Origin of the sequence: Caldimonas mangrovi, assembly GCF_023721835.1 — a bacterium.
GTDB classification, from domain to species: domain Bacteria; phylum Pseudomonadota; class Gammaproteobacteria; order Burkholderiales; family Burkholderiaceae_C; genus Caldimonas; species Caldimonas mangrovi.
Genome location: NZ_JAMKFE010000003.1, coordinates 298,517 through 319,599 on the forward strand (window position 1 = coordinate 298,517; position 21,083 = coordinate 319,599).

Below are 21,083 nucleotides of genomic sequence, written 5' to 3' on the forward strand. Positions count from 1 at the left end.
CCCTGGTCTCGAACGACCGTGCTCTCTACACTGCGCCTTCATGAACCCGCTCGCCGTCACGCCGATCTCCAGCCTGGCTGAACTGACCGTCGCCGACGGCACGCAACTCGCGCTGCGCGCTTGGCCCGCTCCCGAAACGCCTGCCCGGGCCGCCGTGCTGATCGTGCACGGTCTCGGCGAGCACAGCGGGCGCTACGAGCATGTCGCGCAACGCCTGCGCAGTTGGGGCTTTGCCGTCACCGGCTACGACCATCGAGGCCATGGGCGGTCGCAGGGGCCTCGTGGCGGGCTCAGGCACCCGCACGACCTGCTGTCCGACCTGGCAGCCGTGGTGGACCACTTGCGTGCGCAAGGCGCGGCGCCGCTGCTCCTGCTCGGCCACAGCATGGGCGGGCTGGTCGTGGGACGGTTCGTGGCCGACGCGCTGCGGCCGGTCGACGGGCTGGTGATGTCATCGCCGGCACTCGACATCGGACTGTCTGCACTCAACCGCGGCCTGCTCGCCGCCTCGCATGCGCTGGCGCCCAACCTGCAGGTGCCGAACGGGTTGAACCCCACCTTCGTCTCGCATGACGAGGCGGTCGTGAAAGCCTATGTCGACGACCCGCTGGTGCACGACAAGGTGACGGCCCGGCTGGTCCGCTTCATGGTCGAAGGCGGTGTGCGCGTGCGCGAGCGTGCCGGGCAGTGGAGCGTGCCCACACTGCTGATCTGGGCGGGCGCCGACCGGTTGGTGGCGCCGGCCGGCAGCGCGGCGTTCGCCGAGCGGGCACCGGCGGGCGTGGCGCACTGCCACCGCTTCGATCACATGTACCACGAGATCTTCAACGAGCCCGACAACGAGGCCGTGTTCGACGTGCTGAAGCACTGGCTGGACCGGCGCTTCCCCGGGCAGGCGCGTTGAGCGCACGGTCTTGCCCGCTGCTTCGGTTCTCGTCGGCAAGCGAGGCCTAAACTCGACGTTCCTTTCTCCGCAGGAGCCCGCCGTGAACGCCCCCGACCGCCTGCCGCTCGATCCGCTGCAAGACCCGTCCGCGATGCAGACCTTCGTCGACGAGGTCTGGGACCGCGAGATCGTCCCCGCGCTGACCGATTACATCCGTGTCCCGGCCAAGTCGCCCGCGTTCGACGCCGACTGGGTGCAGCATGACCACATCGAGACGGTGGTGCGCCGCGCGGCCGAGTGGGTCGAAAGCAAGAAGCTGCCGGGCCTGAAGCTCGAGGTGGTGCGCCTGAAGGACGCGCAGGGCCGTCCGCGCACGCCGGTCATCTTTTTCGAGCTGCCCGCGACCAAGGCTGACAGCACGCAGACCGTGCTGATGTACGGCCACCTCGACAAGCAGCCCGAGTTCAGCGGCTGGCGCAGCGACCTGGGGCCGTGGACGCCCAAGTACGAGGATGGCAAGCTCTACGGACGCGGGGGCGCCGACGACGGCTATGCCGTCTATGCGTCGATCACCGCGCTGCTGGCGCTCGAGCGGCAAGGCACTCCACGCCCGCGTGTTGTCGGCCTGATCGAGACCTGCGAGGAAAGCGGCTCCTACGACCTGCCGGCCTACATCGACGCCCTGAAGGACAGGCTCGGCGACGTCAGCCTCGTGGTCTGCCTCGACTCCGGCGCCGGCAACTACGACCAGCTGTGGCTGACGAGTTCGTTGCGCGGCATGGTCAGCGGCGTGCTGAAGGTCGAGATCCTGACCGAGGGCGTGCACTCGGGCGACGCGAGTGGTCTGGTGCCGTCGAGCTTTCGCATCCTGCGCCAGCTGCTCGACCGGCTCGAAGACAGCAAGACCGGCCGGCTGCTGCCCGGCAGCTTCCATTGCGAGATTCCGGCCGAGCGTGTCGAGCAGGCCAAGGTGGCCGCTCGCATCCTCGGCGACGAAGTCTGGAAGCGGTATCCCTGGGCCTGCGGCGCCGACGGAGCGTTCGCGCTGCCCACCACCACCGACCCGGCCGAGGCGTTGCTGCGCCGCACCTGGCACCCGACGTTGAGCGTCACCGGCGCGCAGGGGTTTCCGTCGCTGCAGGACGCCGGCAACGTGCTGCGGCCCTACACCGCGTTCAAGCTGTCGCTGCGGCTGCCGCCGCTGGTCGACGGTGCGCAGGCCACGCAGGAGCTGAAGCGTTTGCTCGAGGTCGACCCGCCTTACCGTGCGAAGGTGACCTTCGAAGGCGACCACGGTGCGACCGGATGGAACGCGCCGGAGCTGTCGCCGTGGCTGCACCAGGCACTGGACCGCGCCTCGCAGGCTTTCTACGGCGCGCCGCTCGGCTTCATCGGCCAGGGCGGCACCATTCCGCTGATGAGCATGCTGCAGCAGGGCTTCCCGAAGGCCCAGATGATGGTGTGCGGTGTGCTGGGCCCGAAGAGCAACGCGCACGGTCCCAATGAGTTCCTGCATGTGCCCTACGGCAAGCGGCTGACCGCGGCCGTGGCCACGGTGATCGCCGCCCAACCCTGACAACCCGAGCATGAAGCTGTTGCGTCACGGCCCCCGCGGCCAGGAACGACCCGCACTGATCGACGAAGCCGGCCGGCTGCGCGACCTCACCGGCGTCGTCGCCGACATCACGCCCGAGACACTGACGCCACGAGGCCTGGCGGCCTTGCGCGCACTCGACACGGCCTACCTGCCGCTGGTGGGCGAGCCAGGGCGCCTCGCGCCGCCGTGGGCCGGCATTGGCAAGTTCGTCTGCGTCGGCCTCAACTATGCCGACCATGCCGCCGAGGCCGGCCTCGCGGTGCCGGCCGAGCCGGTGCTGTTCATGAAGGCGACCAGCGCGGTGATCGGCGCCAACGATCCGGTGGTGCTGCCGCAGGGCTCGGTCAAGGGCGACTGGGAGGTCGAGCTCGGCGTGGTGATCGGACAGCGGGCGCGCTACGTCAGCGAGGCCGAGGCGCTGCAGTACGTCGCCGGCTACTGCGTCGTCAACGACGTTTCCGAGCGCGCGTACCAGATCGAGCGGGGCGGCCAGTGGGACAAGGGCAAGGGCTGCGACACCTTCGGCCCGGTCGGGCCGTGGCTGGTGACCGCCGACGAGGTGCCCGACCCGCAGGCGCTCGAACTGTGGCTGGACCTCAACGGCGAACGTCGGCAGACCGGCAGCACGCGCACCATGGTGTTCGGCGTCGCGCAACTGGTCAGCTACATCAGCCGCTTCATGACACTGCACCCTGGCGACCTGATCAGCACCGGCACACCGCCGGGCGTCGGCATGGGCTGCAAGCCGGCACCGCGCTACCTGAAGCCGGGCGACGAGATGCGCCTGGGCATCGCAGGCCTCGGAGAGCAGCGCCAGCGCGTCCATGCCTGGGACCCGGTGTTGATCGACGAGCCGCCGCCGCGACCGGCGATGTAGGGTGTCAGGCGGCGACGGCCGCACGTCGGCGCCGCAGGGCCAGCCAGGCGATCGCCACGGTCAGCAAGGCCACCGGCAGCAACGAACCCCAGTTCAGCAGCTCCCAGCCCTGCGTCGTGATCAGCGCGCCCGAAGCGAACGACGTCACCGCGGTGGTCGTGTAGACCCAGAAGTCCATCGCCGCCTGCGCCGTGGTCTTTTCTTCCGGCCGGTAGGCCTCGGTCAGCAGCGTCGTGCCGCCGATGTAGAGGAAGTTCCAGCCCACGCCGAGCAGCAGCAAGGCCGTCAGGAACTGCATCAGGTCGACGCCCGACAGCGCGACCGCGATGCACGCCAGGTTGAGCACCACGCCGGCGGCCATGATCGGCAGCACGCCGAAGCGCTTGATCAGGTGCCCCGTGAAGAAACTGGGCACGAACATGCCCAGCACGTGCCATTCGATCACCAGTGCGGCGCTTTCGAAGGGGTGCTTGCACTGCGCCATCGCGATCGGTGTGGCCGACATCAGCAGGTTCATCACGCCGAAGCCGAGCGCGGCGGCAGCCACTGCGACGATGAACACCGGCTGGCGTGAGATCTCGCGCAGCGGTCGGCCCGGGCGCGTCGGGTCGGCCTTGGGCAACGGAGGAAAGTCGATGAAGCTCAACACCAAGAGCGACAGCAGCGCCACCCCCGCCAGCGCGGCATAGGCGCCGGCAAACGGCACGGCCAGCCAGTCCTTGGTGCGCGTGGCAAGGTTGGGGCCGATGATGGCACCGAGGATGCCACCGGCCAGCACCCAGGAGATCGCCTTCTCCTTGAGCGAGGGCGGCACCAGCTCCACGGCGGCGAAGCGATAGAGCGCTGCGTTCGCGTTGTAGTAGCCGGCCAGCGCGGTGGCGCCCACCAGCAGCCAGAAGTTGCTGGCGGCCGCCGCCGTTGCGCACAGCGCGGCCGTCAACACGGCCACCACCAAGCCGACCTGGAAAGAGCGCTTGCGGCCCCAGGCCCGCTGGGTGCGGGCCACCAGCGCAGTGGCCCCTGCGCTGCCGACCACATACGCGGTGACGGGCAGCGTCGCCATCCACATCGTCGGCGCCAGGGCCAGGCCCACCAGGCCGTTGATGGCGATGAAGGTGACGTTGTTCGTCATGAAGAGGCCGCTGCACAGGGTGAGCAGCCAGACGTTGCGGTTCATGCGAGCCTACTTTCGGAGCAGGCCTGCAGTGTGACGCAAGACGAGAGGTGGTGCTCAGCGCAGACCGAGCAACGCGAGCGCGGCCAGCGGTGCCGTCTCGGCGCGCAGCACGCGCGGCCCGAGGCTGGCGGCGCGAAAGCCGGCCTGCCGCGCCAGGGCTTCTTCGGCGGCCGTCAGCCCGCCTTCGGGTCCACTGAGGAACAGCGCTGCACCGGCGGCCGGCAGCGCGGCCAGCGGCTGTGCATGCTGCAGGCTCAGCACCGCACGCAGGCCGGCACCACCGGGCGGCAGCGCGGCACACCAGCCTGCCAGTGCGCGCACCGGTTCGACCCGCGGCACCCGCGTACGGCCGCATTGCTCGCTGGCACCGACCGCGACCGCGGTCCAGTGAGCGACCTTTTTCTGCGCGCGTTCGCCGGACAGCCTGAGCACCGAGCGCTCGCACACCAGCGGCTGGATCGCCGCGACGCCGAGTTCGGTGGCCTTCTCGACCAGCCAGTCCATGCGCTCGTTGGCCGGCATGCCGACCGCGAGCGTGACGTCGATCGGCAGTTCGCGGTCGACCGGTTCATGCCGTTCGACCTGCACGTCGACCTCGCTGCGGCCCATGCGCACGATGCGCGCCTCCCACTCTCCGCCGTCGCCGTTGAACAAGGTCACCGCGTCGCCCGGCTGCAGCCGCAACACCTGTGCATGGCGCGACGGCCCGGGCGGCAGGGGCAGGCTCGAGCCGGCGGCAAGGGGGGCGGACACGTGGAGGCGGGGCGTGGATCGGCTCGACATGGCGCGAGTGTGCCCGATGCTGACAGCTGCTGTCAGGGGGCTGCGCTACCCTGCAGGCATCGTCGACTCGCCTGCCGCCGACCATGAACGAAGACACCGCTGCTCCGTTGCTGAAAGACGGCTTCAACGTCGCCACGGTGGAGTGGATCGCCCGCTCGATCGCTGCGGTTCATCGCCCTTTCCCGTCGAAGCGCTTCGTCGCGGACTGCCTCGACGGCTTCGACGCCCTGAGCCTGATGGCGCGCGTCGGCCGCGTCGCCCAAGGCCTGGTGCGTCACCTGCCGGCGCCGTTCGAGCAGGCGGTTGCCGTGCTGCAGCAGGCGATGGGCGAGCCCGGCGCGCCGTCGCGCGAGGTGCAGGGCATGGCGGCGTTTCGCCATGCCCCGCATCTGCAGTTCGTCGCCGACGCCGGCATCGGGCACCCCGAGGCGGCACTCGACGCGCTGGCGTGGATGACGCGGCACTTCAGCGGTGAATTCGCCGTCCGCCCCTTTCTGCAGCGCGACCCGACGTCGACGCTGGCGTGCATGCAGCGCTGGTGCACCCACGACGACCCGCGCGTGCGGCGCCTGGCCAGCGAAGGATCGCGGCCGCTGCTGCCCTGGGCGCGGCGGGTGTCCCACCTGGTCGACGATCCGTCGCTGACGGTGCCGCTGATCGACGCCCTCGCGGGCGACGCCGACGAAGTGGTGCGTCGCTCGGCCGCCAACCATCTGAACGACATCAGCCGGCTCGACCCGGCGTTGGCGGTGGAGGTGGCGCGCGGCTGGATCGGGCGCGGCTGGCCGGACGGGGAGCGCACCGTGAACCGCGGCCTGCGCACATTGATCAAGCAGGGGCACCCGCAGGCGCTGGCGCTGCTCGGCTTTGCGGTCGACGACGCCTTCGTGATCGACGGGCCCGAGCTCGACCGCTGGCGTGTTCCGATCGGCGGCCGGCTGGCGCTGCGCTTTGCGTTGCGCCGTACCGATGCGACGCCGGCGGCGGCCTGCGTCGACTACGCGGTGTGCTATGCCAGCGCGAACGGCGCGGCGCGGCGCAAGGTGTTCAAGGGCGAGGTGCGGCAGGTCGAGCCGGGCCGCACCGAGAGCTTCGAGTTCGTGCGCGACTTCGTCGTGCGCACCACGCGCCGGCTTTATCCCGGCGCACACCGCGTCGAGGTGCTGGTCAATGGCCGCGTGCTCGGCGCAGCCGACTTCCAGCTCACCGAAACATAGTCCGTCGACGAGCGTGTCAGCTGGCGGCGCAGAAAAACGAAACCCGCCTCGCGGGCGGGTTTCGTCGGCATCCGGCCGGCCTCGTGGGCCGGCCGAACGGGGTGGGCTGCTTCAGCCGCCGATGTTGTGGTCGTCGCTCGACGGGAAGCGGTGCTCGCGCAGGTAGCTGATCGTTTCGTTGCGCACGTCGGCGCGGCTGCGCGTCACGCTGGTCGCTTGTTCCTGCGGGAACGCGGTGGCTTCGCCGCTGAACACCGACAGCCGGCCGTTCTGCGCACGGGCGGCAGCCAGCTCGGCCTTCACTTCAGCGCGCGTCTTGGTCGACGCGACGCTGGACGGGAATGCGAGTTCTTCCGCGGTGACTTCCTGGGCGAACGCGCCGGCGGCGGCAAAAGCAGACACGGCGGCGACAACGAGGGACTTCTTGACGTTCATTTCAGACTCCAAACACTGGGTTGACGGGGCGGGGAAGGAGGTCGTGCCGCCTGCCCGCGTCGGTGAGTCGCATCGCTTTGTTCGTTGGGCTCATCGATGGGGTGAACTTTAGGTATTAACCCTAGCCAGATAAACGGTCTTTCTTTCAATGAATAATTTCCGAATCCGCAACAAAGGGGGCGTCCCATGGACCGGCTGCATTCGATGCGCGTGTTCGCCAAGGTGATCGACGAAGGCAGCTTCGCAGCGGCGGCGCGTTCGCTGGACCTGTCTGCGGCGGTGGTGACCCGCCTCGTCGCCGACCTCGAGGCCCACCTGGGCGCGCGGCTGATCCAGCGCACCACGCGGCGCCTGGCGCTGACCGAAGTGGGCGAGACGTATCTGGAGCGGGTGCGCCAGATCCTCGGCGAGGTCGACGAGGCCGAAGCGCTGGCCAGTGCCGCGGTGGCCGAGCCGAAAGGGCATCTGCGGGTGCTGGTGCCGGGGGCGTTTGCGGTGCACCAGGTGGCCAAGCATCTGCCGAAATTTCGTGACCAGTGCCCCAAGGTCACCGTCGACCTGACCGCAGGCGGCCCGGTGGAGGCAGCCGACGAGGCCTACGACGTGTCCATCCTGATCGTCGGCCCCCGCCCGTTGAACGGCGAGTTCGTCGCACGCAAGCTGGCGCGCACCGAGGTGGTGGCCTGTGCGGCGCCGCAGTATCTCGACCGCTACGGGCGGCCCCATCATCCGAGCGAGCTGGCACACCACGAGTGCCTGGTCGCGAACTTGCCGAACGTGCCGCGCACCTGGCGCTTCGAGAGCTGCCCCTTCGGCGCGCCGACGCCTGGCGGCATCGAGATCGAGCCGCGCGCTGCATTGACGACCCACCACATCGACACGCTCTACGCCGCAGCGCTCGCCGGCCTCGGCATCGTCGGGCTGCCGTCGTTCATGGTCGAGGACGCTTTGCTCGAACACGCGCTGGAGCGGGTGCTGCCCGAGTGGCGCATCATGAGCTACACGATCTACGCCGCGATGCCGAGCCGCAAGTACGTGCCGGCCCGCACGCGGGCCTTCATGGATTTCCTGGTCAGCACCTTCGGCTCGGAAGACCGCGACCCGTGGCTGGCCGCAGCCGGCTGCGAGACGGCGACGCGCTCGCTCGATCACGTCGAGCTGCTGCCCGAGGTGGCCTGACGCCGCAGCCGGGGCAGTGCGGCGGTTCCCGCAAGTGCCACCGCCCCCTGGGAGCGCTCAGAAGGTGTAGCCGGCCTTGCGCTCTTCTCCGGCCAGGCGTTCGAGCAGCCGGGCCAGCGGGGTCAACGAGCTGTAGCGCGTGGTGACCCGGTGCGCGTAGCGCCACACCAGCGGCAGGTCCTTCAGGTAGCCGTCCTTGCCGTCCCGATGGGACAGGCGGCAGAAGATGCCGAGCACCTTCAGGTGCCGCTGCAGGCCCATCCACTCGAAGTCGCGCCAGAATTCGCCGAAGTCGGCCGCCACCGGCAACTGCGCCTTGCGCGCCTTCTCCCAGTAGCGCACGGCCCAGTCGATCTGCTGCTCCTCGTCCCACTCGATGTAGGCGTCGCGCAGCAGCGAGACCAGATCGTAGGTGACCGGGCCCCAGACGGCGTCCTGGAAGTCGATGATGCCGGGGTTGGCGGGCTCGCCGAGCCCGCCGCAGACCATCAGGTTGCGGGAGTGGTAGTCGCGGTGCACCAGCACGCGCGGCTGCGCCAGGGTGTTGCGCAGGATCAGCTCGAAGCTGCGCTCCAGCAGGATGCGTTCGTTGTCGTCCAGCACGACGCCGCTGTGCCGGGCGACGTACCAGTCGGGAAACAGTTGCAGTTCGCGCGTCAGCAGTTCGCGGTCATAGGGCGGCAGCGCATGCTCGGCGGCGATGCCCTGCATCTTGACCAGCGCGGCGGTCGCGTCGTCATAGAGCGCCGGTGCGCTGCCGGCATCCAGCTGTGCCAGGTAGGTCGTCGAGCCGAGGTCCGACAGCAGCATGAAGCCTTCGGCCTCGTCCCATTCGATCACCTCCGGGGCATTGAGGCCGGCGCCTCGCAGCAGACGCGCGACCTTGACGAACGGGCGGCAGTCTTCCTGCGCGGGTGGCGCATCCATCACGATCAGGCTGCCGTGCGCCGCATCGACCCGGAAATAGCGCCGGAAGCTGGCGTCGGCGCTGGCGCTGCGCACCGAGCGGGGGTCGATGCCATGGCGGCCCAGCCCGGCCAGCCAGCGTTCGAAAGCTACGCGGCGCCGGTCGTCGGCCCAGGTGATCGCAGGCGTCATGTGGGGAGTCAGGGAAGGTTGGCAGGGGTCACATCGCGCAACAAGCGGCGCAGTGCATGGCCTCGGCGGCACAGAAGGCTCATGGAATAATCGGCGATTCTACAAACCCGCCTCGCAGGCGGCCCGTCGTTCTCCCCACTTGGTCGTTGCCCGCGTCTTGGTCCGCCTGCCTCCCGCCCTGCCTGTTCTGCGGCCCGTTGCCGCTGCCTGCCTTCTGGCCGCCGCATGCTGCGCCCAGGCGCAGGCGCCTGCCAATCCCGTCGACGAAGAACAGCTGCCGGTCAACATCGAGGCGCGCGAACTCAAGGGCAGCCCCGACCGCGAAACCGTCGCCGAAGGCGATGTGCAGCTGACGCGCGGAGCGACCAGCATCCGCGCCGACCGCGTCGAGTACCGGCAGGCGGACGGCTCGGCGCGGGCCACCGGCAACGTGCGCATCAGCCGCGACGGCAACGTCTTCAGCGGTCCCGAACTGCAGTTGAAGCTCGACACCTATGAAGGCTATTTCGTCGAGCCGACCTATTTTTTCTCGGTGACCCAGGCGGGCGGCAAGGCCGACCGCATCGACTTCCTCGGCCGTCAGCGCCTGGCGGCCATCGGCGCCACCTACTCGAGCTGCACGCCCGACGACGAAGGCGACTACGCCTGGCTGCTGAGCGCGTCGCGCGTGACGCTCGACTTCGAGAACAACGAGGGCACGGCCGAAGGTGGCGTGCTGCGTTTCTACGGCGTCCCCGTCCTTGCGGCGCCTTATCTGAGCTTTCCGATTTCCGACCAGCGCAAATCGGGCTGGCTGCCGCCCAGCTTCAGCCTCGACAGCAAGAGCGGCTTCGAGCTGGCAGTACCGTACTACTGGAACCTCGCGCCCAACTACGACGTGACTCTGACGCCGTCGGTGATCACCAAACGGGGCGCGGCGCTCGGCACCGAGTTCCGCTACCTGCGGCCGAGCTTTTCCGGCGAGCTGACGACACACGTGGTGCCGGACGATCGCGTCTACGGCAGCAATCGCTGGTCGACACATCTGGATCATCGCGGGCAGTTGCCCGGCGACGGCCTGTATTCGATCGACGTGCAGCGCGTGTCCGACGACGACTACTGGAAGGATTTCGAGCGCAACATCTCGACGTTGACCGAGCGGCTGCTGCCCGGCGACGTGCGTGCCAACTGGTGGCGTGACGACTGGGAGTTGTACGCCCGCGTGCAGCGCTGGCAGGTGCTGCAGGACCCGACGGCCGAGATCGAGTCGCCGTACTCGCGCGAGCCGCAGGTCGGCGTGCGCCGGCAGCACGACTTCGGCTCCGGCCTGCGAGCGGCGTTCGTGGCCGAAGTGAACCGTTTTGTTCAGTACGACCCGGGCGATCTCGAGCAACGGCCGGATGCAACGCGTGCGCATGTGCTCGGCAGTCTCAGCTGGTCCATTGTCGACACCCCGGGGTGGTTCCTGACACCGCGCGTCAGCATCAATGCCGCGAGCTATCGCATCGACCGTGACGACGGCCGCCGCAACGTGTCGCGCGCGATCCCGACCTTCAGCATCGACAACGGCTGGGTCTTCGAACGGCCCAGCGAGTGGTTCGGCCGGCGCTATGTGCAGACACTCGAGCCGCGGCTGCTCTACGTCAACACGCCGTACCGCCGGCAGGACGACATCCCCACCTTCGACACCGCCGCGAAAGACCTGAACTTCACGTCGCTGTACACCGAGAACCCGTTCTCCGGTGTCGACCGCGTGGCCGACGCGCACCAGCTCACCGCCGGCGCCTACACCCGCTTCCTCGACGAGGCGACCGGTACCGAGGCACTGCGTCTGGGCCTGGCACAGCGCTACCTGTTCCGCGAGCAGACCCTCACCCCCGAGGGCACGCCGTCCAACGAACGCTTCGGCGACGTGCTGGTGGTCGGTTCGACGAACCTGATCCCGAACTGGACGCTGAGCGGCTCGGCGCAATACAACCCCGACATCGACCGCACGGTGCGCTCGACGCTGTCGGCGCGCTTTTCCCCCGGTCCGTTCCGCACCGTGGGCGGCAGCTACAGCCTGGTGCGCAACTCGAGCGAGCAGCTCGATGTCGGCTGGCAGTGGCCGGTGTACGAGGCCGACCGCTCGGCCTCCGGCGGCAGCGCCTGCGTCGGCTCGCTCTACAGCGTGGGCCGCGTCAACTACAGCATGCGCGACCGGCGCCTGACCGACACCTTGCTCGGTCTGGAGTACGACGCCGGCTGCTGGATCGGTCGCCTCGTCGTCGAGCGCCGCTCGATCAGCCGCAGCGATGCGACGACGCGCCTGATGTTCCAGCTCGAATTCGTCGGGTTGTCCCGCCTCGGCTCCAGCCCGCTGCGGGCCTTGAAGGACAATATCCCGGGCTACCAACTGCTGCGCGACGACCGCGCGCAGCCCTGAGACCGACTCATGACCTGTTTTCTCTTTTTCCGGCGCCGCGCCGCTTGCTGGGCGGCCGCCGTGCTGGCCGGCTGCCTGGCCCTGCCGCTCGCGGCCCAGGCACAGGCGGCCGCGCCGCCACCCACGACCGGCGACTACATCGTCGCGGTGGTCGACCAGGAGCTCGTCACCCACAGCGAGGTGCAGCAGCGCCTGGCTCGCGTCGAGCAGGACGCCACCCGCAACGGCACCCGGCTGCCCCCGCGCGAACAGTTGCGCCGCCAGATCATCGATGCGCTGATCGACGAGCGTGCGCAGCTGTCGCACGCCAAGATCGTGGGCCTGCGTGTCGACGAGGCCGAGGTCGACCGGGCGGTCGCGAACGTCGCGGCCCAGAACCAGCTGACGTTGCCGCAACTGCGCGACCGCCTGCGCGAGCAGGGCATCGACTTCGCGCGTTTTCGCAACAACGTGCGCGACGAGCTGCTGTTGACCCGGCTGCGCGAGCGTGAAGTGCAGCGCCGCATCAAGGTCACCGATGCCGAAATCGACGCCTACCTGCGCGAGCTGCGCGGCAACGCGGGGGCACAGACGGAGTACGACATCGCCCAGGTGCTGATCAGCGTGCCTGAAGGCGCCACGCCCCAGCAGGAAGCCGAGCGGCGTGCACGGGCCCAGGAAGTCCTCGACAAGGCCCGCGCCGGCACCCCGTTCGAGGAACTGGTGCGAGATCATTCCGAAGGTCCGAACCGCGAACAGGGTGGCCGCCTCGGCATGCGCCCGGCCGATCGCCTGCCCGACCTGTTCGTGCAGGCGGTCGCGGACCTGAAGGCGGGTGACGTGGCGCCGCAGCTGTTGCGCTCCGGCGCCGGCTTCCACGTGCTCAAGCTGGCCGACCGCAAGGACCGCCAGGGCCTGGCGATCACCCAGACGCGCGCCCGGCACATCCTGCTGCGCGTGTCGCCGCAGCTGTCGCAGCAGACCGCGCTGCGCCGGCTGGCCGACTACAAGCAGCGCATCGAGCGCGGCGAGGCCGGTTTTGCACAGCTGGCGCGCGAGGTCTCCGAAGACGGCAGCGCCCCCCAGGGCGGCGACCTCGGCTGGGCCAACCCGGGGCAGTTCGTGCCGGAGTTCGAGCAGGTGATGAACCAGCTCGCGGTCGGCAAGATCTCCGAACCCTTCGTGTCGCGTTTCGGCGTGCATCTGGTGCAGGTGACCGAGCGGCGCGACAGCCAGCTCGACGCACGCCAGCAGCGCGAGCTGGCCACCAACGCACTGCGCGAACGCAAGTTCGACCAGGCCTACGAAGAGTGGGCGCGCGAGATCCGGGCGCAGGCCTACGTCGAGATGCGCGAACCGCCCCAGTGAAGCACGTCCCGCGCAAGCGCTTCGGCCAGCACTTTCTTGCCGACACGGCGGTGCTCGACGCCATCGTGCGCGCCATCGCGCCGCAGCCCGGCGAAGCACTCGTCGAGATCGGCCCCGGCCTCGGCGCGCTGACCGACCCGCTGCTCGAGCGCTGCGAGCGGCTGACGGTGATCGAACTGGACCGCGACCTGGCCGCCCGGCTGCGCAAGCGCTCCGAACTCACGGTGATCGAGTCCGACGTGCTGCAGGTGGATTTTTGTGCGATTGGCGCGCAAGCGGGCCGCAAGCTGCGCGTGGTCGGCAACCTGCCCTACAACATCTCGTCGCCGATCGCCTTCCACCTGCTGGCCTACGTCGACGCGATCGAAGACCAGCACTTCATGCTGCAGAAGGAGGTGGTGGACCGCATGGCTGCCGCCCCTGGTCACAAGGACTACGGCCGACTGAGCGTGATGCTGCAGTGGCGCTACGACATCGAATCGCTGTTCGAAGTGCCGCCCGAGGCCTTCGAGCCGCCGCCGCGTGTCGATTCCGCCGTCGTGCGCATGGTGCCGCTGCCCGACCCACCCGCCATCGACCCCAAGCTGCTCGAGGAGATGGTCGCCGTCGCCTTCTCGCAGCGCCGCAAGCTGCTGCGCCACACCCTGGGCCGCTGGCTCGAAGCGCGCGGCCACGCCGAAGCCTTCGACGTGCAACGCCGCGCCGAGGAAGTCCCGGTCGCCGAATACATCGCGCTCGCGCAGCGCGTCTCAGGCTTCCTGCGAGCAAGCTGACCCAAAGGAAAAGCGGCCTCAAGGACCGCTCATCTCTCTTGCCGCCGCCGCGGCCCAACGTGCGCATATTGCGAGTGGTGCCACGGATCCGGCTCCGCCGGTCCGCCAGCACAGGCGCCCCATAACCAGCGGGCCAAAAGAAAAGCGGCCTCAAGGACCGCTCATCTCTCTTGCCGCCGCCGTGGGCCCAACCTGCGCATATTGCGAATGGTGCCGCGGATCCGGCTCCGCCGGTCCGCCAGCACAGGCGCCCCATAACCAGCGGGCCCAAAAGAAAAGCGGCCTCAAGGACCGCTCATCTCTCTTGCCGCCGCCGCGGCCCCAACCTGCGCATATTGCGAATGGTGCCGCGGATCCGGCTCCGCCGGTCCGCCAGCACAGGCGCCCCATAACCAGCGGACCAAAAGAAAAGCGGCCTCAAGGACCGCTCATCTCTCTTGCCGCCGCCGCGGCCCCAACCTGCGCATATTGCGAGTGGTGCCGCGGATCCGGCTCCGCCGGTCCGCCAGCACAGGCGCCCCATAACCAGCGGACCAAAAGAAAAGCGGCCTCAAGGACCGCTCATCTCTCTTGCCGCCGCCGCAGCCCCAACCTGCGCATATTGCGAGTGGTGCCGCGGATCCGGCTCCGCCGGTCCGCCAGCACCGCCCCCTGGGGGGCGCGCGCAGCGCGTAGGGGGGGACCCTTCTACGCCGCCGCCAGCCAGCAAGCGGTATCGAACGCGCTGCTCATCAGCGGCATGTTGGTGCCGAAAGCTGGATTGCTGCCGCTCTTCGAAGGCTTGGCGGCCGTCCCCGCCTTGCCGGCATTGATCTCGCTGTTCTGGGCCACTTCGTTGGCCCGCTCCCATGACCCGATTTCCTGGGAGCGGGCTACAGAAAAGAATAGAAGCACCTGAACGGTATCTTGCGGTCCGCCCAGTAGTCGGCGGCGTCGCGGAAGACGTCCAGCAACTGCTCGCGCGCCTCGCGGTCGAAGCGCGGGTTGTCGGGGATCTGTTCGAGCACGACGATGAAGCCCGGCTGCTGCCCGGCCTTGTGCACCAGGTCGGTCATGCAGTCGTACAGCGCGTCGAAGTTCTTGCCGAAGTGGGGCGGGAACAGGAACGACTGCGCGATGCTTTCCAGCACCTCCTGCTTGGTCTGGACGTTGCCCAGGTTCGCGTACAGGAAGTGCTGACCGGTGTCTTGCGCGGTCTGCATCAGGTCTTCCACGCGGAATGCGCGGATGGCCTGGACGATGTTCGGACGGACGGTCTGCAAAAGCATGGTCACGATCCCCTCTTTAGTCACGATTCATTCGACGATCCGGCGAAAGCTCGCATAGTGGTCGTCGGTGTAGTAGCAGTTGTCAGGGGATCGCCGGACTTCGCCGCCGCACACGATGCGCCGGGGCCCGCGGTGCCGAACACCGGGCGTCCTGACCGTGTACTCGCGGTAATAACCACGCGGATGGGCCGGCAGCAACCGCTCGCGGTTGAAGAAGACCGTTCCGTCCTTTTCGTAGGGGAAGGGGCCTCCCTTGCGAATGAGTCGGTGGGTTTCCTGTGCCTGCCTGGGCAGATCCGCGAACGCGACGGCTGGTAGACCGGCTGCTGCCTCCGGTGCCTCGCCCTTGGCGAGGGCGGGACACGGACCCAGTGCAACCAGGACCGCTGTGGCGGTAGTGACTCCTAACTTTTGGAGCGACTGCCACCGCAGTGACCGAGTAGCGGATGCCACGGGTTTTCCCTGAAAACTGAAGGCGAGATGGTACCGGTTCGGGGCTTAAACCACAAGGTCGTGCCTCATATTGCAGCAGTCTCCGAGCGCTGTGCAGGGATTTGTTGTGAGTGCTCGCTATCTGTTTTTGTTCTATTCTTCCTGGAAGCGAGGGGCGTTTCTCCGTTCCGAAACAAGGGCCGCAGCGCTGTTTGTGCGCTGCGGCACCCTGTTGGAACGTCAGCGCGCGGCGTTGGCGTCGGCGACCGTCAGCGCGGTCATGTTGACGATGCGGCGCACCGTGGCCGAGGGCGTCAGGATGTGCACCGGCTTCGCCGCGCCGAGCAGCACGGGGCCGATGGCGATGCCGCCGCCGGCGGCGGTTTTCAGCAGGTTGTAGCTGATGTTGGCCGCGTCGATGTTGGGCAGCACCAGCAGGTTGGCTTCGCCGGCCAGCGTGCTGTTGGGCATCAGTTCGCGCCGGTGCGCGGCGTCGAGCGCCACGTCGCCATGCATCTCGCCATCCGCTTCGAGCCAGGGGGCACGCTGGCGCACGATTTCCAGCGCCTGGCGCATCTTCAGCGCCGACGGCTGGTTGCTCGAGCCGAAGTTGGAGTGCGACAGCAGCGCCGCCTTGGGGTGCAGGCCGAAGCGCATCATTTCTTCGGCGGCCAGCACGGTGATCTCGGCGAGCTGTTCGGCGCTCGGGTCGTAGTTGATGTGCGTGTCGACCAGCATCACCTGCCGCGTCGGCAGGATCAGCATGTTCATGCACGCATAGACGTTCACGCCCTCGCGCCGGCCGATGACCTGGTCGATGTACGGCAGGTGCATCCCGGCAGTGCCCCACGTGCCGCACAGCATGCCGTCGACTTCGCCCTTGTGCAGCAGCATCGCGCCGATCAGCGTCAGGCGCCGTCGCATCTCGATCTTCGCCAACTGCGCAGTGACGCCCTTGCGCTCGGTCATGCGGTGGTAGGTTTGCCAGTAGTCGCGGTAGCGGTGGTCGAACTCGGTGTTGACGACGTCGTAGTCACGGCCTTCCTGCAGGCGCAGCCCGAAGCGCTCGGCGCGCTGCTGGATGATCTCGGGACGGCCAATCAGCGTCGGCCGTGCCAGGCCTTCGTCGACCACCACCTGCACCGCGCGCAGCACGCGCTCCTCCTCGCCTTCGCAGTAGGCAACGCGCTTGTGCTCGGCGCGTTTGGCCACCGCGAAGATCGGCTTCATCGTCGTACCGGAGGCATAGACGAAGCTTTGCAGCTTCTCGCGGTAGGCGTCCATGTCGGGCACCGGGCGCAGCGCGACGCCGGAATCGACCGCCGCCTGTGCGACCGCAGGCGCGATGCGCATCATCAGCCGCGGGTCGAAGGGTTTGGGGATCAGGTACTCGGGGCCGAAGCTCAAGGTGGCGCCGGCATACGCGGCTGCGACCACCTCGCTCTGTTCGGCCTGCGCGAGCTCGGCGATCGCGTGCACCGCGGCGACTTCCATCTCGTCGGTGATCGTGGTCGCGCCGGAATCCAGCGCGCCACGGAAGATGTACGGAAAACACAGGACGTTGTTGACCTGGTTCGGGTAGTCGGTGCGCCCGGTCGCCATGATGGCGTCGTCGCGCACCGCGGCCACGTCCTCGGGCAGGATCTCGGGCGTCGGGTTGGCCAGCGCGAAGATCAGCGGCTTGGCGGCCATGCGCTGCACCATCGCCGGCTTCAGCACGCCGCCGGCTGACAGGCCGAGGAAGATGTCGGCGCCGTCGATCACCTCGGCGAGCGTGCGCTGCTCGGTGACCTGTGCGAACTGGGCCTTGTCAGGATCCATCAGTTCGGTGCGGCCTTGGTAGACGACGCCGGCGAGGTCGGTCAGCCAGATGTTTTCGCGCGGCAGGCCCAGCTTGATGAGCAGGTTGACGCAGGCCAGCGCTGCGGCACCGGCGCCGGACGTGACGAGTTTCACGTTCCGGATGTCCTTGCCGACCACCTTCAGGCCGTTCAGCGCGGCGGCACCGACGACGATGGCCGTGCCGTGCTGGTCGTCGTGAAAGACCGGGATCTTCATGCGCTCGCGCAGCTTGCGCTCGACGTAGAAGCAGTCCGGCGCCTTGATGTCCTCGAGATTGATGCCGCCGAAGGTCGGCTCCAGTGCCGCGATCACGTCGACCAGCTTGTCGAGGTCGCGCTCGTTGATCTCGATGTCGAACACGTCGATGCCGGCGAACTTCTTGAACAGCACCCCCTTGCCTTCCATCACCGGCTTGGCCGCCAGCGGGCCGATGTCGCCCAGGCCCAGCACCGCGGTGCCGTTGGTGACGACCGCGACGAGGTTGCCGCGCGAGGTGTAGCGGAAGGCGTTGACGGGGTTGTCGACGATCTCTTCGCAGGCGGCAGCGACGCCCGGCGAGTACGCCAGCGCGAGGTCGCGCTGGTTCACCAGCGACTTGGTCGCGGCGATGGCGATCTTGCCCGGGGTCGGGAACTCGTGATATTCGAGCGCGGCGCGGCGCAGCTCGGCACGTTTTTCTTCGGGGCTGGGCATGAAGGTCCTTCGCGGTGATACGGGGCTGCCGGAGGCCACGCACGCGATGCGGATCGACAGCCGTTTGAAAGCTGGATGGACGCGCCCGGCGCGAGGCGGGGGAACGATTGTAGGAGTGCGCGGCGGCTGGCGTACATCGTGTGTCCGCCATTCGCGACATCGGTCCATGTGCGGTGTGCATGGCCCGTCCGGTCGCGCCGAGCAGTGTGGCAAACCGGCCGGCCGGGAGACATGCGCAAAAGTGCGTACGAGGGTTCGTGCTGCGGTTGGCAATAGTGGAGGGCGTGCGGTCGCCATCGAGGGCGCCGCGCGCCACAATCCCATGATGCCCGCCGAGCCTTTGCCGCCGCCCAAACCGCGCAGCCTGCGACGCGCCCTGCCATGGGTCGCGCTGGTCGGGCTGCTCGCGGTGGCGCAGACCGCCCTGGTGCGTCTGACCCTCGACTACGAATCGTCGCAGGCGCAGGAGCACGTCGAACGTACCGCGGCAGCGGCTGCCGCCGAGGTCAAGCAAAGCTTCGGGCGCGACTTGCAGAACCTGCAGGCGCTGCTGTGGAACGACCCGCCGTTGTCGCAGTGGCGCATCGACACCTCCGACCTGCTGCGCTCACGTCGCGAGCTGGTGCGCATCGAGCGGCGCGCGCTCGACTTCGAACTGCTGCACGCCGTCGACTCGCCCTACCGGCGCCCGGTGTTCACGCAGCTGCCGCGTGAAGACATCGACGTCGATGCCGAGGTGGCCTGCTCCACGGCCAAGCGGTTGTCGGGCCCGGCCTATTCGCGCAGCTACTTCGTGCCGCTGGCCGGCGGTCTCGGCGTCGAGCTGCTCGACGTGTGCCTGCCGATGCTCACGCGCGGCGAACTGAGCGGCTACATGGTCGCCTCCTATGCACTGCAGAGCGTGCTGGTCGAGGCCACCACCCCCGAAAACCGCAAGGGCCACGAACTGGCCTTCGTCGAGGGCGACGGCACCCGGCTGGCGCGCTCCGGCAGCATCGAGCGGGGGCGCGGCGTGTTCGTCGCACAGCGCATCATCGACCTGCCCGGCACGTCGTTGCAATTGCGACTCGACAGTGCCACCGGCGAGCCGGACCTGATCCCCAACCTCGCCACTGCGCTGGTGCTGGGCCTGTCGCTCGCGCTGAGCGCCGTCGTGCTGCTGCTGGTGCGCGACGTGCGCAAGCGCGCCGAGGCCGAAAGCAGCCTCGCCGAAGCACTGGCGTTTCGCAAGGCGATGGAAGACTCGCTGGTCACCGGCTTGCGCGCCCGCGACCTCGACGGCCGCATCACCTACGTCAACCCGGCCTTCTGCGAGATGGTCGGATTCTCGGCCCCTGAACTGATCGGCAAGATGACGGCGGAAGACCCACCGCCGTACTGGCCGCCGGAGATGGTCGCCGAGTACAGCCGCCGCCAGCAGGTGCGCCTGGCCGGGGAGGCGCCGCCGCGCGAAGGCTACGAGACCGTCTTCATGCGCCGCAGCGGCGAACGCTTCCCGGTGATGGTGTTCGAGGCGCCGCTGGTCGACGGGCAGGGCCGGCACACCGGCTGGATGGGGGCGATGCTCGACATCAGCGCGCAGCGGCGCGTCGAGGAGCTGTCGCGTCAGCAGCACGAGAAGCTGCAGGCCACCGCGCGGCTCGCCACCGTCGGCGAAATGGCGTCGATGCTGAGCCACGAGCTGAACCAGCCGCTGGCGGCGATCTCCAGCTATGCGACGGGCTCGATCAACCTGATGCAGGACGGCAGCGTCGACGCCGACACGCAGCGCATGATCCGCCAGGCCATCGAGCGCATCGCCGAGCAGGCCGAGCGCGCCGGCCGCGTGATCAAGAGCGTGCACGACTTCGTGCGACGGCGCGAACACCTGCGCGAAGCGATCCGTGCCGACCATCTGATCGAGACCGTGATGCCGCTGGTGGGCCTGCAGGCCCGCAAGAGCGGCACCCGCATCGAGATCGACGTGCCGCGGCCGCCGGCCGCCATGCCGCGCGTGGTGTGCGACCGCACGATGGTCGAGCAGGTGCTGCTCAACCTCGCGCGCAACGGCATCCAGGCGATGGAGGAGGTGCCGCGCGAGCACCGCGTGCTGCGCTTCCAGGTGCGCCAGCCGCATCCGCGCTGGGTAGAGTTCAGCGTGATCGACCACGGCGGCGGCGTTGCACCCGAGGTGGCCGAGCGCCTGTTCACGCCCTTTTTCACCACCAAGAGCGAAGGCATGGGCCTGGGCCTGAGCCTGTGCCGCACGGTGGTGGAGCAGCACGGCGGCGCTCTGGTGTTCGAGAACCTGCCGCAAACCCAGGGGGGCGGCACGCAATTTCGGTTTACGCTTGCAGCAGAAGCCAACAGCGCTGCCAGCCGCGAGGCGGCAGCCGCCGGTGTACGACCCGAGCCCCATCTGAACCCATGAGCCACGCGCCCCAAGCCATTCCCACCGTCTATCTGGTCGACGACGAGGACGTGCTGCGCGATGCCCTTGCGTGGCTGCTGCGCTCGCGTCGGCTGCTGTCAGAGGGCTACGCCTCGGCCGAGGCCTTCGAGGCCATGCTCGAGCAGCGCAGCACGCACGGCCCGTATGTGCCGCGCGACCCCTGCTGCCTGCTGCTCGACGTGCGCATGCCCGGCATGAGCGGGCTGGCGCTGTTTGACCGGCTGATCGAGCGTGGGCTCACCGAGGTGATGCCGGTGATCTTCCTGACCGGCCACGCTGACGTGCCGACCGCGGTGGCGGCGGTCAAGCGAGGGGCCTTCGACTTCGTCGAGAAGCCGTTTTCTGACAACGCGCTGGTCGACCGTGTCGAGCAGGCGCTGGCTCGCAGTGCCGAGGTGATCGCGCAGCGGCGCGACGCACAAAGCGTGCAGCGCAAGCTCGCCGACCTGACCGACCGTGAACGCGACGTGATGCGTCTGGTGATCGCCGGCCGGCCGAACAAGCTGATCGCCGATGACCTGGACATCAGCGTGCGCACGGTCGAAGTCCACCGGGCCCGCGTGTTCGAGAAGATGGACGTCAAGTCCGCAGTCGAACTGGCCAACCTGCTGCGCGACGCCAGGCTGTAAGGCCGCCTTGTCCCG

At 68.7% G+C, this 21,083-nt stretch carries 18 protein-coding genes; 10 read left to right on the forward strand and 8 right to left on the reverse strand.

The genetic code is table 11. From position 1 onward, the window contains the following. The first annotated feature begins 40 nt into the window (after nucleotides 1-40). The 3 genes from M8A51_RS06515 (at nucleotide 41) to M8A51_RS06525 (ending at nucleotide 3,360) form a co-directional block, all read left to right on the forward strand. Nucleotides 41-904: an alpha/beta hydrolase gene (locus M8A51_RS06515; RefSeq protein WP_251777386.1), complete on the forward strand. Its 864-nt coding sequence runs from the start codon at nucleotides 41-43 to the stop codon at nucleotides 902-904. A gap of 82 nt (nucleotides 905-986) precedes the next feature. Beyond that, complete coding sequence (locus M8A51_RS06520; RefSeq protein ID WP_251777387.1) at nucleotides 987-2,462, forward strand: M20 family metallopeptidase; 1,476 nt, start codon at nucleotides 987-989, stop codon at nucleotides 2,460-2,462. Nucleotides 2,463-2,472: 10 nt separating this feature from the next. After that, nucleotides 2,473-3,360 (forward strand): fumarylacetoacetate hydrolase family protein, encoded by an 888-nt coding sequence (locus M8A51_RS06525; protein WP_251777388.1) that lies wholly within the window; start codon nucleotides 2,473-2,475, stop codon nucleotides 3,358-3,360. A 4-nt stretch (nucleotides 3,361-3,364) separates the two neighbouring features. Here the strand turns inward: M8A51_RS06525 and M8A51_RS06530 are convergent, their stop codons facing one another. After that, nucleotides 3,365-4,537, reverse strand: coding sequence for an MFS transporter (locus M8A51_RS06530; protein WP_251777389.1), 1,173 nt, complete (start codon nucleotides 4,535-4,537; stop codon nucleotides 3,365-3,367). Between the two features lie 54 nt (nucleotides 4,538-4,591). After that, a complete protein-coding gene (locus M8A51_RS06535; RefSeq protein WP_251777390.1) occupies nucleotides 4,592-5,320 on the reverse strand; it encodes a 16S rRNA (uracil(1498)-N(3))-methyltransferase in 729 nt (242 codons plus the stop codon). An 83-nt stretch (nucleotides 5,321-5,403) separates the two neighbouring features. Here M8A51_RS06535 and M8A51_RS06540 point away from each other — a divergent pair, with 83 nt between their 5' ends. Next, on the forward strand, nucleotides 5,404-6,537 hold the full coding sequence (locus tag M8A51_RS06540) for a DNA alkylation repair protein (RefSeq protein WP_251777391.1): 1,134 nt from the start codon (nucleotides 5,404-5,406) through the stop codon (nucleotides 6,535-6,537). A gap of 111 nt (nucleotides 6,538-6,648) precedes the next feature. Here M8A51_RS06540 and M8A51_RS06545 read toward each other — a convergent pair whose 3' ends face one another. Then, nucleotides 6,649-6,972 (reverse strand): DUF4148 domain-containing protein, encoded by a 324-nt coding sequence (locus tag M8A51_RS06545; protein ID WP_251777392.1) that lies wholly within the window; start codon nucleotides 6,970-6,972, stop codon nucleotides 6,649-6,651. Nucleotides 6,973-7,158: 186 nt separating this feature from the next. Here M8A51_RS06545 and M8A51_RS06550 point away from each other — a divergent pair, with 186 nt between their 5' ends. Next, nucleotides 7,159-8,151, forward strand: a complete 993-nt coding sequence (locus M8A51_RS06550) for a LysR family transcriptional regulator (protein ID WP_251777393.1) — start codon at nucleotides 7,159-7,161, stop codon at nucleotides 8,149-8,151. Between the two features lie 57 nt (nucleotides 8,152-8,208). On the opposite strand, the gene M8A51_RS06555 is transcribed toward M8A51_RS06550, so the two are convergent. Beyond that, entirely contained in the window at nucleotides 8,209-9,249 is a 1,041-nt protein-coding gene (locus M8A51_RS06555) for an aminoglycoside phosphotransferase family protein (protein ID WP_251777394.1), read from the reverse strand. A gap of 157 nt (nucleotides 9,250-9,406) precedes the next feature. Here M8A51_RS06555 and M8A51_RS06560 point away from each other — a divergent pair, with 157 nt between their 5' ends. The 3 genes from M8A51_RS06560 to rsmA are packed head-to-tail and all read left to right on the forward strand — an operon-like array spanning nucleotide 9,407 to nucleotide 13,773. Beyond that, nucleotides 9,407-11,653, forward strand: a complete 2,247-nt coding sequence (locus tag M8A51_RS06560) for an LPS-assembly protein LptD (RefSeq protein WP_251777395.1) — start codon at nucleotides 9,407-9,409, stop codon at nucleotides 11,651-11,653. A gap of 9 nt (nucleotides 11,654-11,662) precedes the next feature. Then, on the forward strand, nucleotides 11,663-13,000 hold the full coding sequence (locus M8A51_RS06565; RefSeq protein ID WP_251777396.1) for a peptidylprolyl isomerase: 1,338 nt from the start codon (nucleotides 11,663-11,665) through the stop codon (nucleotides 12,998-13,000). Next, nucleotides 12,997-13,773 (forward strand): 16S rRNA (adenine(1518)-N(6)/adenine(1519)-N(6))-dimethyltransferase RsmA, encoded by a 777-nt coding sequence (gene rsmA, locus M8A51_RS06570; RefSeq protein ID WP_251777397.1) that lies wholly within the window; start codon nucleotides 12,997-12,999, stop codon nucleotides 13,771-13,773. The genes M8A51_RS06565 and rsmA overlap by 4 nt, the downstream gene beginning before the upstream one ends. A gap of 687 nt (nucleotides 13,774-14,460) precedes the next feature. Here the strand turns inward: rsmA and M8A51_RS06575 are convergent. The 4 genes from M8A51_RS06575 to M8A51_RS06590 form a co-directional block, all read right to left on the reverse strand. Beyond that, nucleotides 14,461-14,604 carry a hypothetical protein gene (locus M8A51_RS06575; RefSeq protein WP_251777398.1) on the reverse strand — a complete coding sequence of 48 codons (144 nt, stop codon included), beginning with the start codon at nucleotides 14,602-14,604 and terminating at the stop codon, nucleotides 14,461-14,463. 41 nt (nucleotides 14,605-14,645) lie between these two features. After that, the gene (locus M8A51_RS06580) at nucleotides 14,646-15,041 is read right to left on the reverse strand and encodes a barstar family protein (protein ID WP_251777566.1); all 396 of its coding nucleotides are present in this window, start codon (nucleotides 15,039-15,041) and stop codon (nucleotides 14,646-14,648) included. Between the two features lie 27 nt (nucleotides 15,042-15,068). After that, nucleotides 15,069-15,473, reverse strand: a complete 405-nt coding sequence (locus tag M8A51_RS06585; protein ID WP_407062212.1) for a ribonuclease domain-containing protein — start codon at nucleotides 15,471-15,473, stop codon at nucleotides 15,069-15,071. Nucleotides 15,474-15,713: 240 nt separating this feature from the next. After that, nucleotides 15,714-18,008: an NADP-dependent malic enzyme gene (locus M8A51_RS06590; RefSeq protein WP_251777399.1), complete on the reverse strand. Its 2,295-nt coding sequence runs from the start codon at nucleotides 18,006-18,008 to the stop codon at nucleotides 15,714-15,716. A gap of 325 nt (nucleotides 18,009-18,333) precedes the next feature. On the opposite strand from M8A51_RS06590, the gene M8A51_RS06595 reads away from it, so the two are divergent. Next, nucleotides 18,334-20,418 carry a two-component system sensor histidine kinase NtrB gene (locus tag M8A51_RS06595; RefSeq protein WP_251777400.1) on the forward strand — a complete coding sequence of 695 codons (2,085 nt, stop codon included), beginning with the start codon at nucleotides 18,334-18,336 and terminating at the stop codon, nucleotides 20,416-20,418. After that, complete coding sequence (locus tag M8A51_RS06600) at nucleotides 20,415-21,068, forward strand: response regulator transcription factor (protein ID WP_251777401.1); 654 nt, start codon at nucleotides 20,415-20,417, stop codon at nucleotides 21,066-21,068. Before M8A51_RS06595 ends, M8A51_RS06600 begins: the two co-directional genes overlap by 4 nt. The last annotated feature ends 15 nt before the right edge of the window (nucleotides 21,069-21,083 follow it).